Here is a 16,492-nt window from a genome sequence, read left to right as displayed (position 1 = left end):
AGTCTGCGCTGGACGCCATGCGGCAGGCGCTGGGCGCGTCCGTTTTCCATTTCTTCACGCTGGGCAGCACTGGTGGCGGGGTGGTCGAGAGCGTGCACAACCACGACCTGGCGGGCATCGATGCCGATAAATTGCGTGAATACGAAACCCACTACGTTGGCGAGGACCTGCGCATGTCCGTCGTGGCGAGCCTGCCCCAGGGCCAGTTCATGCTCGACCATGAGCACTTCAGCGCATGGGAGATGTCGCGCAATGCGGTCTACGTCGATGTGCTGGCGCCCCACGGACTTCGCAACACGCTGGGTGTCAAGGTGCGCGACGAGGGGGGGACGCAGGACTTCCTGGGTTTCATGCGTCCCACGGACCGTGGAACCTATGGCGTACAGGAGCGGGTCTTCATGCAGCAGTGGATGCCCGATCTGGCGCGTGCCGCCCGCCTGCGCATGCACATGGGCGGACTGGCGCGGCAGGCGGCTTTGGGATTCACAGCCCTGGACAACTTGCCGCAAGGCATTGCACTTGTGGATTCAAATTGCCGCATCCACTACTGCAACCCCTCGGCCGACTGCCTGCTGGCAGCTTTTTGCGAAGCCTTGTCTGTGCGCCACGGCCTGCTGCGCTGCGTTGACGGGCAGGCCCAGGCACAACTGCTGCGTCTTGTGGCCCAGGCTTGCGGCCATCATGCACAGGGCCTGGCCGGGGCGCTGTGCCTGACGGCAGGCTCTGCGTTGCGGTTGATGGTGACGGTCCTGCCGCTCAAGCCCAGCCATGCCGCTGCGTTCCGCCAGCGGCCCATGGCTTTACTGGTAATGGCGGATGCCGGTACGCCATTTTCTGGCCCGAGTCCCGGACTCGTGCAGGAAGCGCTGGGTTTGTCGCCCTCGGAAGCGCGTCTGGCGGTGCTGCTTGCCACGGGCAGGACCGTCAAGGACTACGCCCGGATAGAGGGGTGCAGCTGGCATACGGCGCGCACCCACATGAAGAACCTGATGCGCAAGACAGGTTGCCACCGGCAGGTGGAATTGGTGGGGCTGCTGCAATCCCTGCAGCCGAGGTGAGTCCGTGCAACAACGCATCGATGCCATCGCCGGTCAGCTGTATGAGGGGGTGCTCGCTCCCCAGGCCTGGAGCGAGGCGCTCGCGGGAATGTGCGCGCAATTGCAGGCGGGCGTCTTTCACTATTTCACGCTGAATGCTGACGAGGCAGCCGTTCCGCAAAGCGCAAGCAATCTGGAAAGCTTCGGTCTGCATCACGGCTTGATGCAGGAGTACGAGACACACCACGCGCGCAACGACCTGCGGATGGCAACCGTGCAGCGGCTGCCCGTGGCCCAGGTCATGCTGGACCATGAGCACATCAGTGCCAGGCAGGCGTCACAGAACAGCGTCTATACGGATTGGCTGGTTCCGCTGGGACTGCGGCATACCGCCGCTGCCACCGTTCGCGTGGAAGGCAATGCGCGTGATTTCATCAGTTTCATGCGCCCCAGGGATGCCGGCGTCTATGGTGCACAGGACAAGGCATTCCTAGAGCATTTGATGCCGCACATCGAGCGGGCCGGCCGCTTGCGCGCGCGCATGGGCCAGCTATGCGGCCAGGCAGCATGGGGACTCGCGGCACTGGATGCGCTGGCGCAGGCACTGCTCGTCGTGGATGCTCGGTGCCGGCTGCAGCATTCCAATCCGGCGGCAGAGCGCCTGCTCGCAACATTCGGCACGTTGCAATGTGTGCACGGCGGGCTGCGATGCACATCGGGCGAGGCGCATGCACGCTTGCAAGGCTTGGTCTCCGCCGCTTGCGCCAATCCCGCAAAGGCGGCTGCCTTGGTGCTCCAAGGCAGCCGGTCCAGCCAGTCCCTGCTCAGGCTGACTGCGTTGCCTCTGGCGGCCAACCATGTGTTTGCCGCGCCGTGGCAACAGCCCCTGGCCCTGATCTTTCTGACGTTGCCCGGCTCCATGGTTTTGCAGAATCAAGGCCTGGTGGGCGAGATGCTGGGCCTGTCACCCAGCGAGACCCGCCTTCTGTTGCTTCTGGCAGGCGGAAAGACCGTGAAGGACTATGCCTTGATGGAAGGATGCAGTTGGCATACGGCGCGCACCCACATGAAGAACCTGATGCGCAAGACGGGCTGCCATCGGCAGGTGGAATTGGTGCAACTGCTGCAGGGGTGGGGAATGGTGTGAACAGTCCCTGCCCATCGCGCAGCGCCTTGCGGGCTGGGCGATGGATTGGGCGCTGGTCACGCAGCCCTTGCTTCAGGGGGTGTATTGCAGGTTGTAGTACATCTCCCTGCCGTTGCGGTCGGCGTAGATGAGGAGGAACTCGGCATAGTTCGTGGCCGATGCACCGTCCGGCTTGCCTCCAAAAGGTATGGTGGCCGAGGTGGCTCCTTTGGGAACAGGCACGGTCAGGTTGGGAGTGCGTACCGTGGGCAGGCCGGAGGCAGACCCCGCCGCAGCGCCCTGCCGGTAGGAACTGAGTACTGAAAGTGCCATGGGCATGCTGCCCGCTGGCGGTTGCGCAGCCGACCAGACAACCTGCGCGCTGCCGCCGCCGGCCTTGAAGCCGGCCACGATCTCGCCCTCTGAGGGCGAGATGGTGTTGAACTGGGGATAGGCATTGACAGGTATCTGCGCAAACGGATAAGACCCGCTCTTCAGCGTGACCTGATAGGTGGCGATGGGTGTTTTGCCTTGCTGTCCGTTGACGGCTTTCCAGCCATCGTCGGCATGGATGTCGAAGCGCACCTCGGTTCCCGCTGCCAGGCCCAGCGCTGCGAAACGGTTGTCACCGTCTGCCATGGCGGCAGCATCGAACCCGCTGCGCACGGTGGAGCCCCAAGAGTCGTTGGCCACACCCAGTTGCGCGTTGGTGCAATCTGCCGTGCCGGCGTTGGCCACGTCGTTGCTGGCGTTCGATCGACACTGCCGGAAGTTGTTGGTGTCCGCATAGCTGGCGTTGCCCCGCACGCCTTGCATTTCGGGTGCATCGCGCATGATGCGTGGCGACAGCAGCTTGAGCGAGTTGCGCGCGCCGCCTGCCTGCGCCGACGGCCAACTGACAATGGCGTAAGTTGCCAGCCGAGCGGGATCGGAAATGCCAAACTGCACCTCGCGCCGCAAGTGGAACGGACTGGCGGACGGTTCGCCGTCGGACAGCTGGCGTACCACATTGGCGCGGTTGCGCGACACCAGTCCCACGCTTACCACGCGCTGATTGCCCAGGCTGCGCATCTCGGCTGCATTGCGGGGAGTGGCGCAGGTGCCGCTGCTGCTTCCTGCGATCAGCGTTTCGCGCTGGTCCCTTGTGCTGGTCCCGTCCGTGAATTTTTCGTCGTAGCTGATATCCACCTCATGCCGTGCGGATCCGTCGGCATTGGTGGCTTTGCGCTCTGCCAGGATTTGCAGATTTTCGAAGCTCCGCCCAATCTGGTAGGCATTGGAGGTCTGGACGTGGGTCTGGTTTTCATCCCAATGGGTGATCAGACGCTCCTTGCTGCTGCCGTTGCCCAGGTAGCAGTCGTCGAGGTGCGCAAAGCGCTCGGTGCCTTTGGCGGGCAACTGGGTGGCGGTCAGAGCCTGTCTGGCATCCATGTACTTCTGCACCAACTCCTGGGTCGTTTGTGTTGGTGGTGCAACCGGTGGCGTCACTTCGTTGTCTCCGCCACCGCCACCGCCACCTCCGCAAGCCGTAAGCGCGAGCACGGCACCGGCGATGAGGGTGGGGCGCAATTTGGGGGTCTGCTTGGTCATTGGGTATCTGCCTTTCAAACGATTGGGAATGGGCGGCGGATGGATCCGATGGCCTCCCTCGTCCGCCTAGGCAGAAGTCTTCCCAGTCGTGTTGCATCAGGCCATACCGCATTTGCGGGATGGCCTCAGTCCCCCACCCATCTGCCGTAATGCCTTTTGAAGGCCAGATGCAGGGCAAACGGCACTGTTTGTCCACCATGTGTACATGCACAAATTACAGAGGGCTGCAAATGCAGTGGATTCAAAAATCGCAGGCAGGAGGTGATCGGGCAGCGCCCAGTTTTCTGGCAAAGGGCGCAGGATAGACAGAATGAACCCTTTAAATCTTCAGCCCCTCTCCAATCGCATAGAACTGCCCACCCGCCACGTAGTGCAGGCTGCGCAGCGCGGGGTCGGCGTCCTCGAAGTGCCAGTGGCCGCCGCTGAACACGCGGGTGTCGGACCAAGCGCCGACGATTTCGGCGATGAACAGGTCGTAGGCCTGCTGGTTGTGGGGCTCGGGGATCAGCCTGCAGGCCAGCCAGCCGGCGCAGCCGTCCACGAAGGGCAGGTCGAACCCGTCCATGCCGAACAGCTGAACGCCGCTGGTGGCGAGCTTGCCGGCATCGGTGGACAGGCTGAGCGTGCCGACTTGGTGCGTGAGCTGCAACTGGGCGGCCGTGGGCACCTGGATCACGAACATGCCGCTGTGCTCGACCAAGGCGCGCGTGGCCGTGGCCTTGTCCAGCACCACGGTGAGCTTCGGGGGCGCAAAGTCCAGCGCGCAGCACCAGGCTGCGGCCATGACGTTGTCCACGCCGCCGTGGCGTGCCGAGACCAGGACGGTGGGGCCGTGGTTGATCAGTCGGTAGGACTTGGCGAGATCGACCGGGGCGATATGCGGGTTCATGCAAGGGTTCCTGAAGGGTTCTGTTTTTGCGCGTGCAGGCGCCGGGCTCATTCGGCCAGCGCCTCGGAACCCACGATATGGACACCGGGCCTGGCGTTGACAGCTGCCTCTATCAAGGCATGGGCGATGCGGTGTGCGGGGTTGAGCCGCCAGCGCCGGGGCAGCAGCGGGCCCAGGGCGCCAAGAAGGCTGACCATGAAGCGCTCGCCCGCCCGGTGCTCGGTGCGCGGGCCGCTGATCAGGCCGGGGCGCACGAAGGTGAGCGATGCGAAGCCTTGGCTTTGCAGGTCGCGCTCCAGCTCGCCCTTGACGCGGTTGTAGAAGATGCGCGAGCCGGCGTCGGCGCCCATGGCCGAGTTCAGCACATAGGTGGGCGTGCCGTGCCGATGGGCCAGGCGGGCGGCCAGCAGCGGGTAGTCATGGTCCACGCGCCGAAAAGCCGGCTGGCTGCCGGCTGTCTTGATGGTGGTGCCCAGGGTGCAGACCAGGGCATCGGCCCGCCACCAGTCGGCGCCTTCGGGCAGGTGCTCGAAATCGACGATGGGGGCGAGCAGCCTGGGATGCGCCGGCAGCGCCCGGCGTACCGGGGCCACGACACGGGTGATGCGGCTGTCGGCCAGGGCCTGTTGCAGCACCTGGCTGCCCACCAGCCCCGTGGCGCCTACGATCAGCAGTTGCATGGCTTGGTCTTTCGATGGGGACACGGATCAGCCAGTGTGCCGTAGATGGCGTGGCGCATAAAACTGGTGCAGCCCAAGGCAAGGGACACCGAGGAAGGGCCTACGCCGGCCGCGCCGCCCCGTACCGAGGGTGTCGCCGGCTGCCCGGACGCCCCCTCCCGCGAAGCGAGAGAGGGCGCCGTGCAACGGGGGAAGCGGCGTAAGCCGCTCAGGGGGAGTTACGCCAATGCAGGCCAGTCGATGTAGCCCTGGGCGCCGCCGCCGTAGTAGGCCTCGTGCGGGGCCACGGCCAGCTCCTTGCCGTGGCGCAGGCGGGCCACCAGATCGGGGTTGGCGATGAAGGGGCGGCCGATGGCCACGGTATCGACCAAGCCCTTGGCGCGGCGGTCCATGGCCAGTTCCAGGTCATAGCCGTTGTTGCCCATGTAGGCGCCGTCAAAGAGCTTGCGCAGCGCGTCCAGGTCCACGCCGGGCGGCAGTTCGCGCGAGCCGCCGGTGGCGCCTTCCACGACGTGCAGGTAGGCCAGGCCGAAGCGGTTGAGCTGGGGGATGAGGTAGCTGTAGAGGGCCATCACGTCGCTGTCCAGCGGCGTGTTGCCGGCGTTGGGCGTGACGGGCGACAGGCGGATGCCCACGCGGTCGGCGCCCCAGACCTTGGCCACGGTGTCGGTGACTTCCAGCGTCAGGCGGGCGCGGTTTTCGATGCTGCCGCCATAGGCGTCGGTGCGGTGGTTGGTGGAGTCGCGCAGGAACTGGTCGAGCAGGTAGCCGTTGGCCGAGTGCACTTCCACGCCGTCAAAGCCTGCACGCTTGGCGCATTCGGCCGCATGGCGGTATTGCTCGACGATGCCGGGGATTTCGCTGGTTTCCAGGGCGCGGGGCATGGACACCTCGGCCACGCCGTTGGGCGTGAAGGTGACGCCTTCGGCCTTGATGGCAGAGGGGGCGACAGGGGCCACGCCACCGGGCTGCAGGTCCACGTGCGAGTAGCGGCCCACGTGCCACAGCTGGGCCACGATCTTGCCGCCGGCCGCATGTACGGCGTCGGTGACCTTCTTCCAGCCGGCGACCTGCTCCTCGGTCCAGATGCCGGGGGTCAGGTTGTAGCCGCGGCCCTGGGCCGAGATGTTGACGGCTTCGCTGATCAACAGGCCTGCGCTGGCACGCTGGGCGTAGTAGGTGGCGTGCAGTTCGGTGGGCACGCCGTCGTCGCCGGCGCGGCTGCGGGTCAGCGGGGCCATGACGAAGCGGTTGGCGAGCGACAGGCCGCCCAGTTGGGTGGGAGAGAACAGATCGGTGTGAAGGCTGTGGTCGGTCATGGTGTGCAGTGGTGGTGGTTGAACAAAAAGGAAGAGGGATGGGTAAGAGGTGAAGGGTTTGAAGTTGACCAGTCGTCTACAAACAAGACAAATAAAAAGCAGCGGCCAGGCCTGCTCAGCCCAGCAGCCGCTTCGTGGAAACAAGGGCTGCGGCAAAGGGCTCCTCATGCCGGCCCAGCTTGGACAGCAGGGAGGCACCCAGCCACAGCTGGTACAGCGATTCGGCCAGCGTGGGGGCATCCATGGTGGAGGTGATGGAGCCGTCGGCCTGGCCTGCGCGCACGCAGTCGGTCAGGCGGGTGATGATGGCGTCGGTGCCGGTGCGCAGCACCGAGCGCATGTCGTCGGACAGGTCGCAGACCTCGGGACCCAGCTTGACCACCAGGCACTGGCCTCCTGCATGGGCCGAGCATTGTTTCCGTGTCCAATGGCGGAAGTAGGTCATCAGCCGGGAGATGGCCGGGTCGGGCGTCTCCATGAGCGCATCGATCTTGGCCAGGTACTCGTCGAAGTACTCCTGCAGCAGGGCCTGGCCGAACTCTTCCTTGGACTTGAAGTAGTAGTAGAAGGAGCCCTTGGGCACGCCCGCGGCCGCGACGACTTCGGCCAGGCCGACGGCCGTATAGCCTTTCTGGGTCATCAACGCCTTGGCCACATCAAGGATGTGCTGGCGTGTTTCCTGTGCGGGTTTCTTCATGGGATCGAAGTCTAACGCAAAAACCGACCAGTCGTCTACAAACTTTGTTCCAGCGTCATTCCAGCGGTCGCAAGGCCTGCGCCGTGTCGGGCAAGTCACCCGGCCGGATGATGCGCGCAAGGCCCATCCTGTCGCTCAGAAAGTCGATCAAGGCCCGGGCGGCGCCGGACTGGAAGCGGTTGGGCATGTACAGCATGAACATGCGGCCCTGGTTGATGCTGAATTCGTAGTCCTGCATGGCCAGCACGACGCGGCCATCTTCCACCTGGCGGCGCACCATGTAGTCGGGCACCAGCCCCACGCCCAGGCCGGAGGTGATGCAGTCGCACAGGAAAGGGTAGCTGCGCGACATCAGCGTGGGCGTGATGTCCAGCTCCTCCAGCGGCTGGCCGTTCCGCGCAATCTGCAGGCGCACCTTGCCGCTTTCGCCGCCCGATGTGATGAGCGGCGTACGCGACAGCTCGGACGGGGTCTCCGGCAGGCGGTGGCTGCGCAGCCAGTCGCTGGAGGCGCACAGGCTGTAGCGCACCGGCCCCATGTCGCGCGCCACCAGCATGGGCGGCGGATCGGACATGACGCGGATGGCGATGTCCACGCTGTCCTTGAGCAGGTTGTCGATGAAGTTCTCCAGGCGGATGTCCAGCACCACCTGCGGATGGGCGCGCTTGAACTCGATCAGCCACGGCGCCATGACCAGGTGGCCGTAGCCGGTGGGCACGCTCAGCCCGATCTTTCCCGAGATGTCGTCCGTGCTGCTTTGGGCCAGTTCGCGCACCAGCTCGGTCTCGTTGAGGATGTTGCGCGCATGGCGGTAGATGCGCTGGCCGACCTCGGTGGCCTCCACGCCCTGGGGCGTTCTGCGCAGCAGCGACGCGCCCAGGGACTTCTCCAGCCGGGCCAGGTGGTAGCTCACGTTGGCCCGTGACATGTTCAAGAACTTTGCCGCCTGGCTCAGGTTTCCGTGCTCGATGATCTGGACAAGGATGTTGAATGCCAGGAGATCCATGCGCTGCAGTCCAAGGGGGTGTCAATATTGTTTGACATGATGTCAACCGCCGCCGCCATTGTCAAAGAGGGTGCGCTGGGCAGAATGGGCCAGCCAGAACACATAAACATTCAAGGAGACAAGATGGCAGGCATCACAAAAAGACAGGCGTTGGCCAAGGGCATGGCGCTGGGCGCCATCGGCGTGGCTGCGTTCGCATCGCTGTGCGGCGCGGCGCAGGCCAATACCGATACCGGCGCCTGGCCCGACAGGCCGATTCGCCTGGTCGTTCCCTTCCCGCCGGGCGGGCCCACCGATGGCGCGGCGCGCGTCTACGCCGAGGCGCTGGCGCGCCAGCTGGGCCAGCCCGTGGTGATAGAGAACAAGCCCGGCGCATCGGGCGCGGTGGCGGCGGGCCAGTTCCGCACGGCAGCGCCTGACGGCTATACGCTGATGATGATGGTCACGCCCACCATCATGGCGCCGCATTTCTTCAAGAACGTCAAGTTCCACCCGGCCACGGATTTCGCCCCGGTCACCAAGATCTATGACTTGCCCAATGTGATTGCGGTCAATGCGCAGTCCTTGCCCAAGGTGACGGACCTCAAATCGCTGTTCCAGTACGCCAAGGCGCAGCCCGCCACGCTGGACTACACCAGCTCCGGCGCGGGCAGCTCGGGCCACCTGAGCATGGAGCTGATGAAATCCGCCAGGCTGCACACCATGCAGCACGTGGCCTACAAGGGCAGCGCGCCCGCCATGAACGACACGCTGGGCGGCGTGGTGCCGGTGATCTATGCGGACATGGTGTCTGCGCTGCCCCATATCCGCAGCGGGCGGCTGAGGGCACTGGCCGTGGGAACGACGCAGCGCGTGAAGGCGCTGGACGGCGTGCAGACCATGGCCGAGCAGGGCTTTGGCGGCTATGAGGCATCGTCCTGGGGCGGCCTGGTGGCACCCAGGGACACACCGCGCGCCATCATCGACAAACTCAGCGCCACCTCGCGCCAGCTGCTGGCCACCGACGAGGTGCGCGACCGCTTCGAGAAGATCGGCGTGACGGCCGCCTACCTCAACCCCCAGGACACCGAGGGCCTGATCCGCAGCGACTACACGCGCTGGGGCGAGGTGGTGCGCACCAACGGCCTGGGCGCGGAGTGAGCCCATGGCCATGAGTCCTATTCCTGCGCAATCCATGTTCCGGCCCCTGCGGGCCGTGCGTTCCCTGGCCGATGTGGAGGCCATCGAAAGCCAGCCCATGGCCGGGCTGATCACGGCGCAAACGGTCTACGACCTGTTTTGCAACTCCGCGCGTGAGCACGGCCAGGGCAGGGCGCTGAGCTTTCTGCCCCAGGCCGGCAGCGTGGATGATGCCCGGCACCTGAGCTATGCCGAACTGCTGGGCAAGATCCACCAGACGGCCAACGCCCTGCATGCGCTGGGCATGGGCGCCAGCGACACGGTGGCCATCCTGCTGCCCGGCTGCATGGAGTACCACTTTGCGCTGTGGGGCGGCGAGGCGGCGGGCATCGTGCAGCCCATCAATCCGCTGTTGAGTGCCGAGAAGATCTCTGCCCTGATGCGGACCACGGGCGCGCGCTTTCTGATCGCCTGGGCGGACGAGGACGATGCCGGCATCCGCGAGAAAGCCACGGCGCTGGATGCGGATCTGGCGCATGTGCTCTGGGTCTCGCATGAAGGCCGGGTTCCCCAGGGGGATGGACAGCGCTGGCCCGCCAGCGATCTGAACGCCGCCCTGGCCGCCCAGCCCTCCGACCGGCTGGTGAGCGGGCGCCAGCCCCAGGCCGGCGACGTGGCGGCCTACTTTCATACCGGGGGCACCACGGGTGCGCCCAAGATCGCCGTGCAAACGCATGGCGCCCAGGTCTACACCGCCTGGGCCAGCGTGCAGATGCAGGGCCTGAACACGGCCGACCGCACCATCAACGGCTACCCGCTGTTCCATGTGGCGGGCGTGCTGCCGGGCTCGCTGGCCTGCTTCTCGGCCGGGGCCCACGTCATCATTCCGACCACCGGTCTGTTTCGCAACAAGGCCGTGATTGCCGGCTTCTGGCGCATGGCGGCACAGTGGAAGCCCACGGTGATGTCGGCCGTGCCCACGGTGCTGGCCGCGCTGGTGGAGGTGCCGCTGCAGGGGGCCGATGTGTCCTCCATCCGCTACTTCCGCACGGGCGCCGCGCCGCTGTCGCCCGAGGTGGCGGCGCGCTTCAAGGCGCACAGCGGCTTCCATGTGCACGAGAGCCTGGGCATGACCGAGATGACGGGCATCTCCACCATCACGCCGCCTGGCCTGCACGCGGCAGCGGGCCATGTGGGCCTGCGCCTGCCGTTTGCGCGCCTGGCCGTGCGCCGCATGGGGCCGGACGGCAGGCCATCGGACCAGGAAGCCGCGCCTGGCGAAACCGGCATGGTGGTGTTCCAGTCGCCCAACCTGTTTTCCGGATACCTGGGCGGCATTGAGCCGTCCAGCTACCTCACCGACGACGGCTGGCTGATCACGGGCGACCTGGGCTCGGTCGGCGACGATGGCCTGCTGCGGCTGCGCGGGCGTTCCAAGGACGTCATCATCCGCAGCGGCCACAACATCGATCCGCAGGTGATAGAGCAGGCGCTGGAGCGCCATCCCGCCGTCAAGGCCTGCGCCGCCGTGGGCGCACCCGATGCCTATGCGGGCGAGGTGCCTGTGGCCTTTGTCGCGCTCCACCCCGGCGCCCAGGCCGATGAGACCGAACTGCTGGCCTTTGCCGCAGCCGGCGTGGACGAAGCGCCTGCGCGCCCGCGCTATGTGCGCATCATCGATGCGCTCCCCACCACCAACGTGGGCAAGGTCTACAAGCCGCGCCTGCGCAGCATGGCTGCGGAAATCTACGCCCGCACCCTGGTGGCCCAGGCGCATGAGCGCATGGGCCTGCCGCTGCCGCCCGCGGCCAGCACCACGCATGCGGAAGGCGAGGGCTTTGTGCTGCGCCCGGCCCGGGCGGCTGACCGGAGCCCTTGGGAGCAGGCCGCCGAGGCGCTGGCCTTCACGGGCGAGCCGGTGCGCATCGAGGATGCCGCCTGAGCGCTGGGCCGAACCCCATTGCAGCCACCTGGTGAACTGCGCCGGGGCGGTGTGCAATGCACATAGAATGCAAACCATTCGTATTCAATAACCAATGCGGCGCCATGCGGCCGCACCCCACTGCCCAAGCACGTTCATGCCGTCGGCCCGTTGTGGCGCCGATGGCTGTTTTTTTGTCCTTTGAGGAAGCTGCAATGAAGAAACACTGGATTCTTGTCTCCGCACTCCTGGCCGCCAGCGGCGCCAGCCAGGCCCACCAGATCTGGCTGGAACAGCCGGCCGGCGAAACCGCCGTGATCCGCTTTGGCGAATTCGGCGACAACCTGCGCGAGACATCGCCGGGCCTGCTCGACAAGTTCGGCAAGCCCGTGGCCACCCTGGTGTCTGCCCAGGGCGAGAAGGCGGCCGATGGCCGAAAGACCGGCACCGGCTTTGCGCTGCCCTTCAAGGCCGGCCAGGGCGACAGCATCGTGGCCGAGGATGCCGGCTACCCGCTGTACACCAGCAAGAAGGGCGAGCAGGAACTGCGCAACTGGTACCACCCGGCCGCGCGCCTGATCACCGGCTTTGCCGCCCAGGCCCCGCGCCTGACGCTGGATGTGGTGCCCTCGGGCAAGGCCGGCGAATTCAAGGTTATCTACAAGGGCCAGCCCCTGCCCAAGGCCAAGGTGGTGCTGACCGTGCAATCGGGCTGGAGCAAGGAAGCCCATGCCGACGAGCAGGGCCTGGTGCAGTTCGACATGCCCTGGAAGGGCACCTACGTGGCCGAAGCCACGCACGACGAGCGCAGCGGCGGCGAGCGCACCGGCCCGAACGGTGCAGAAAAATACGACGGCGTGCACTATGTGACCTCGGTCACCTACGTCAAGCCTGATGGCGTCGCCGCCATCCCGGCCGGCCCTGCAGCCAAGCCCAACAAATAGGCACTGCGGCAGGCACTGCGGTCCTGCACGGTCCGCACCGGCCGGTGCGGGGCACCGGTTTCCATGGCGTCCGGGCCTGCAGGCATACGGGCGCGACGCCAGCCACCAGGCAGGGCTCAGGGCAGGAACGGTGACGACAGCAGCCGCAGGCCGATGGAAAACCACCGCTCCTGCGTGCTGCTTCCCGCGCGATTGCCGTAGGTGGCATCGATCTGCACATGTCCAGGCACCAGCCAGTAGCGCAGGCCCATCTGGTAGAACGGCTTGCCCTGGTTCTGGCCGAATGTCTCGGCAATCAGCCAGGTGCTCTGGCTCAATTGGGCCTCGGTGGCCAGGCCCCAGGTCATGAGGTTGCGATGCGCCTGCGCCGTGCGCAGCCAGCCCACGTTGGTGTGGAAGAACAGCCGGTCATCGCGCAGCGAGAACGTGACGGGCACATAGGCGTACAGATCCCCCCGGCCCTGGCCCTCGTCATTCGGATGCCGCGCATTGCCCACGGCCAGGCCCCAGCCCCAGCCATTGGGCTGCAGTTCCTTGAACAGGGTCTTGCCCTGGATCACCACATCCGTGGTCCGGCTGCTGCCGTCCTCTCGCGTGCGTGCCGCGCCCAGCGTCAGCTCCAGATTGCCCGTGAAATTGCAGGCCGGCTGCGCCCAGAACTCCGTGCTGTCCTTCCTGGACTTGACCCAGCTTTCCAGCTGGCAGGACTTGGCATCGACGATGCGGGCATCATCCGTGATCATGGGCCGGGCTGCATGGGCCGGGCTGGTGCCGAGACAGGCTGCCAGGCCCAGGGCTGCCGCCGTCCAAAGGGAGTGGGAATTGCGCATGGCCCGCCATCCTAAAGCCGAAAAATGACGCCACCAGAACATTGCTGTGCCAGGAGCGCCACAACAACGGCTGTGCACGGATTGGCCCATATGGCCCTGTCCATCGCCAAACTGGGTCAGGCACACATCCCCGGACGGATCGCGCTGGGGAACCACGTCCCCGCATACATACAGCCGCTCCGTGCCCGCCTTCGCAACGTACTTCCACTCATGGTCCCAAGGCAGGCGATAGCCCGTGGCAGCCAGAAAGCGCTGCGCTTCCTCTTGCTGCCATCACTTGTCATTCCGTGGGGTTTTTTGCTCATTTTTACATAACGATAAATGCATCATGCTTTTTATAAAACCGTATCGCATTTATATAGTCAACGATGGTGGGGGATTCCACTTGCTGTTCCAGATTTTCGATTATATCCTCCACATCTTCTTTTGAAAGATAGGGGGAAAATCCTGCCCTGAAAAATAATTCTCTAACTTGTAATTCATCCTGGGGACTCTGATTTAAATCCGCGCTATAGAAAAATACCTTGGCATCATCTTCTATATCGATATCAGTCTTTGCGTAGAGCCATCCTTCATTAATGGAAATTTCCTCAATGACTTTCTTGAGATTGATGAGATTTTTCATGGATGAATAATGAGTTGATTAATGAGGGGCGCTGTCATCTTGCTCATGAAAATTAAATTTCGAATAATGCGATCGCAAAAGTATGCGGCACATTTTCCTGTGTTGTACGATTGAATATCTATAATACCTTCAAGTCATAAAGCAATACAGTGGATTCACCAGTGCATGCCGATGTTTTTATTCTGAATACAACAGTTAAATCAGATGGCTCTCCATCAATCCAGAGATCAATGTCTGAAAGCTTGTCAAATGGCCCCAATCCTTCCCGTGTTTCCATTTCTGCCACACTTGATTCTGGAGGCATCGTGTACCTCTGCCTCTTGTGCTTTGGGTTGGAAATGTAGTTTTCTAAGACACGTGAAATTTCGAATGAGTTATCTTCGTCCAAAATTTGCTTGTTTTGGGTAATTTGATGATTGCAGATGATCTTCAATAGATCCATGATCTGTATTTTTGCATTTGGAATATCTTTGACCATTGACATAGATTCCGTGACAACACTTCAAATAGCAGAACGTCATTGATGTCGATAGTTATTTCGCATAGACAACAAAATCTCCACTTCTCCAGTTATTACCACCAGTCCAGGCACAGGGATGGCCTTATCGATGATATACGCTGAGCATTTTTTCAAAATAAGAATGTGAATCCTGCACTGGCAGTCTTGCTTCTGCACACAGCATAAAATCTTCATATATGGACTCGGAAAGATCCATGATTTCTTGAGGATCAAGAAGGGTGCTGATCTTGTGCTTGGAAAAATACTCAACAAGACAATCGAAGTAATTAATGTGCCGCATAGCTCAATGAGTTTGCTTCTTCTTTCGTCGAAAGGTGGTGATTCTATTCTTTCTATGGGGTGTTGGTTTCTTCAAATCCTGTGCATATTTTCAAAAGAAATTTTAGACGAGCCAATGCTCATATCGATACTCTACTTTAATCAAATAGCCAGCGAAAATTGAATTTTCATACCGGATCATAAAATCCAACGGGTTTGTATAGCTCACTCATATGCGATTGCATGCTTGCGTTTATATCACTTATGGGTATGTATTTCACACATCGTATGCCATGATCTTCGAATATCTTTTTTGCCTTCTCTGAACAAATTAGACTTGCCTGACTGGACGAGATATTCACAATGTCGAAAATGTCAAAATCCAAGTCCTCCTTGAAATGGAGGCTTTCATATTCAACGCCTCTTGGGGATATTTGTTTGCTCTTTGTAATATCCAAGCAGTTTTCGGCTTTGAACTTCTTTGGTATTGCAATAAAAACATCCCTGGTATTTCTAGCAATACCTTTGCTATCGACGCAATCAACACGCTTGATTTCGGAAAAATTATGTTTGATTTCTGGAAGACATCTTGCGAATCCAGCACTTATGACATAAAAGTAATCTGCACCCTTGCGAACATCATAGTTATATTCATTTTTCTCCATCAAAATAAGTTTCTCAGGAAGCAATGGTAGTGTTCCTCCGTATCTTTTGGGGCCAGCATACCAGGGGTTATAACCATAGTCCGCTTTTACCTCTTCAAAATCTTTAGCAAGTACGGAATGATAAAATCCAGCAGGACATCCAAATTCCTCGTTGATGGCCATGATGTAATATTTTTTATTCATTCAAATATTCCTTGTAAGTGGCTAATATCACTTTGTTGAGTTGCTCCAGTTCGTTCAGCGACCAGAACGTCAGGTATAGGTCGCCAAAATTTCCTGCGCCTTCATTGGACCGGCGCATCCAATTCGCGTTCATCTGCCTCAGAGAATTTTCTGCCGATGGATGAAATTGATTCCAGTATAAATAAGCCAAACTCTTGGTCGGCGAATTTTGCTTCGGTTTCTCCAAAATACTGAATGTCTTCCAATTTAAAAGGCGTGCTCATCTTCTGTTAGATCCAGCTCATGCAATATATGGTGATTATTGTTCTTCAAGAGTTTTCATCCCTTGGAACAGGAGGGCCTATTTGAGGCTGAGATTGTTTTCGTCAAATTTGTTCATCTTCCTTATTCTTATTGTTTCTATGCCTTTCCATTTATTTTTATAGAATAGAATAACTATATAGGTTTCTTTTTGATATATTTGGACAAGGTCTTCCTTATTTTTGCTGACCGATTTACCCAATTTTTCTTCGACTTGGCTCTTATCCATTGTGAAGTCGAGCTTGAATGGTATTTCTTCTTGGAAGCCTTTGTTGATGTCGATGGATTCAAAAGTGAACCCGCCATCCCCAATGGGTTGAGAAAGATATTTCTCCTTGTATGAATCCGTGGGATCAAATTCCATGGAAATCAATTTGTCTTTGGTTTTTATTCTTGTTGTGAAATCTCCTTTTGGTAATTTATTTATGCCATTTTCTAGAAGAAAATACTTAAAACTATCGCTTGTAGAAGTATGGCCCAAGAGCGATAGCAATTTTTCGATGTTCATTGTGATTGCTTATGTTGATGTTAGTTTTGGTTTGACGGCTCTATGAGATAGAACCATGTCTTCCACGTATTTATCAAAATCAAGACTATTTAACTCTTGAAAACGATTGCATGTACTCATCAAAAGCATCGTCGATTTTTTACCGAAATCCTTGTGATTCGTGGGATTGACTCTATCTTTTCCACCCCCTTGGTCATCTGCTTTCTCCGCTACAGCGCCTTTAGAGTGGCTAACACCACTTCGTCACAGACCCCCGCAGAGCAGTTATGCTCGCT

17 protein-coding genes are annotated in these 16,492 nt (G+C 60.8%); 5 read left to right on the top strand and 12 right to left on the bottom strand.

The genetic code is table 11. The features are described from left to right. Nucleotides 1-17: 17 nt before the first annotated feature. Nucleotides 18-1,058: a helix-turn-helix transcriptional regulator gene (locus AC5I49_RS25780; protein WP_495790098.1), complete on the top strand. Its 1,041-nt coding sequence runs from the start codon at nucleotides 18-20 to the stop codon at nucleotides 1,056-1,058. A 4-nt stretch (nucleotides 1,059-1,062) separates the two neighbouring features. Beyond that, nucleotides 1,063-2,184, top strand: a complete 1,122-nt coding sequence (locus AC5I49_RS25775) for a helix-turn-helix transcriptional regulator (RefSeq protein ID WP_495790097.1) — start codon at nucleotides 1,063-1,065, stop codon at nucleotides 2,182-2,184. Nucleotides 2,185-2,256: 72 nt separating this feature from the next. On the opposite strand, the gene AC5I49_RS25770 is transcribed toward AC5I49_RS25775, so the two are convergent. The 6 genes from AC5I49_RS25770 to AC5I49_RS25745 all read right to left on the bottom strand — a co-directional run bounded on the left by AC5I49_RS25770 (nucleotide 2,257) and on the right by AC5I49_RS25745 (nucleotide 8,344). Then, nucleotides 2,257-3,753, bottom strand: a complete 1,497-nt coding sequence (locus AC5I49_RS25770) for a hypothetical protein (protein ID WP_495790096.1) — start codon at nucleotides 3,751-3,753, stop codon at nucleotides 2,257-2,259. Nucleotides 3,754-4,072: 319 nt separating this feature from the next. Beyond that, complete coding sequence (locus AC5I49_RS25765) at nucleotides 4,073-4,642, bottom strand: flavin reductase family protein (RefSeq protein WP_495790095.1); 570 nt, start codon at nucleotides 4,640-4,642, stop codon at nucleotides 4,073-4,075. 47 nt (nucleotides 4,643-4,689) lie between these two features. Beyond that, nucleotides 4,690-5,322: a Rossmann-fold NAD(P)-binding domain-containing protein gene (locus AC5I49_RS25760; protein WP_034367090.1), complete on the bottom strand. Its 633-nt coding sequence runs from the start codon at nucleotides 5,320-5,322 to the stop codon at nucleotides 4,690-4,692. A 218-nt stretch (nucleotides 5,323-5,540) separates the two neighbouring features. After that, nucleotides 5,541-6,641: an alkene reductase gene (locus tag AC5I49_RS25755; protein WP_392450688.1), complete on the bottom strand. Its 1,101-nt coding sequence runs from the start codon at nucleotides 6,639-6,641 to the stop codon at nucleotides 5,541-5,543. Nucleotides 6,642-6,756: 115 nt separating this feature from the next. Next, a complete protein-coding gene (locus AC5I49_RS25750; protein WP_016453354.1) occupies nucleotides 6,757-7,338 on the bottom strand; it encodes a TetR/AcrR family transcriptional regulator in 582 nt (193 codons plus the stop codon). A gap of 55 nt (nucleotides 7,339-7,393) precedes the next feature. Next, the gene (locus tag AC5I49_RS25745) at nucleotides 7,394-8,344 is read right to left on the bottom strand and encodes a LysR family transcriptional regulator (protein WP_203400958.1); all 951 of its coding nucleotides are present in this window, start codon (nucleotides 8,342-8,344) and stop codon (nucleotides 7,394-7,396) included. 123 nt (nucleotides 8,345-8,467) lie between these two features. On the opposite strand from AC5I49_RS25745, the gene AC5I49_RS25740 reads away from it, so the two are divergent. The 3 genes from AC5I49_RS25740 to AC5I49_RS25730 all read left to right on the top strand — a co-directional run bounded on the left by AC5I49_RS25740 (nucleotide 8,468) and on the right by AC5I49_RS25730 (nucleotide 12,328). Then, nucleotides 8,468-9,484 carry a Bug family tripartite tricarboxylate transporter substrate binding protein gene (locus AC5I49_RS25740; protein WP_203400959.1) on the top strand — a complete coding sequence of 339 codons (1,017 nt, stop codon included), beginning with the start codon at nucleotides 8,468-8,470 and terminating at the stop codon, nucleotides 9,482-9,484. A 4-nt stretch (nucleotides 9,485-9,488) separates the two neighbouring features. Beyond that, nucleotides 9,489-11,405 carry an AMP-binding protein gene (locus AC5I49_RS25735; protein WP_495790094.1) on the top strand — a complete coding sequence of 639 codons (1,917 nt, stop codon included), beginning with the start codon at nucleotides 9,489-9,491 and terminating at the stop codon, nucleotides 11,403-11,405. A 194-nt stretch (nucleotides 11,406-11,599) separates the two neighbouring features. After that, nucleotides 11,600-12,328 carry a DUF4198 domain-containing protein gene (locus AC5I49_RS25730; RefSeq protein WP_046239311.1) on the top strand — a complete coding sequence of 243 codons (729 nt, stop codon included), beginning with the start codon at nucleotides 11,600-11,602 and terminating at the stop codon, nucleotides 12,326-12,328. Nucleotides 12,329-12,444: 116 nt separating this feature from the next. Here AC5I49_RS25730 and AC5I49_RS25725 read toward each other — a convergent pair whose 3' ends face one another. From AC5I49_RS25725 to AC5I49_RS25700, 6 genes are all read right to left on the bottom strand, one after another. Then, a complete protein-coding gene (locus AC5I49_RS25725) occupies nucleotides 12,445-13,158 on the bottom strand; it encodes a PA4824 family protein (protein WP_495790093.1) in 714 nt (237 codons plus the stop codon). A 307-nt stretch (nucleotides 13,159-13,465) separates the two neighbouring features. Beyond that, complete coding sequence (locus tag AC5I49_RS25720; RefSeq protein WP_212645874.1) at nucleotides 13,466-13,783, bottom strand: DUF7716 domain-containing protein; 318 nt, start codon at nucleotides 13,781-13,783, stop codon at nucleotides 13,466-13,468. Between the two features lie 118 nt (nucleotides 13,784-13,901). Further along, the gene (locus tag AC5I49_RS25715; protein ID WP_212645873.1) at nucleotides 13,902-14,261 is read right to left on the bottom strand and encodes a hypothetical protein; all 360 of its coding nucleotides are present in this window, start codon (nucleotides 14,259-14,261) and stop codon (nucleotides 13,902-13,904) included. A gap of 488 nt (nucleotides 14,262-14,749) precedes the next feature. After that, nucleotides 14,750-15,409 (bottom strand): hypothetical protein, encoded by a 660-nt coding sequence (locus tag AC5I49_RS25710; RefSeq protein ID WP_212645872.1) that lies wholly within the window; start codon nucleotides 15,407-15,409, stop codon nucleotides 14,750-14,752. 101 nt (nucleotides 15,410-15,510) lie between these two features. Further along, on the bottom strand, nucleotides 15,511-15,672 hold the full coding sequence (locus tag AC5I49_RS25705) for a hypothetical protein (RefSeq protein ID WP_183021430.1): 162 nt from the start codon (nucleotides 15,670-15,672) through the stop codon (nucleotides 15,511-15,513). A gap of 77 nt (nucleotides 15,673-15,749) precedes the next feature. Further along, the gene (locus AC5I49_RS25700; protein WP_495790092.1) at nucleotides 15,750-16,217 is read right to left on the bottom strand and encodes a hypothetical protein; all 468 of its coding nucleotides are present in this window, start codon (nucleotides 16,215-16,217) and stop codon (nucleotides 15,750-15,752) included. Between the last annotated feature and the right edge of the window lie 275 nt (nucleotides 16,218-16,492).

Source organism: Delftia sp. (assembly GCF_059499305.1).
The sequence above is the reverse complement of the archived record's forward strand: the minus strand, read 5'-3'. Positions and strand labels throughout refer to the sequence as shown.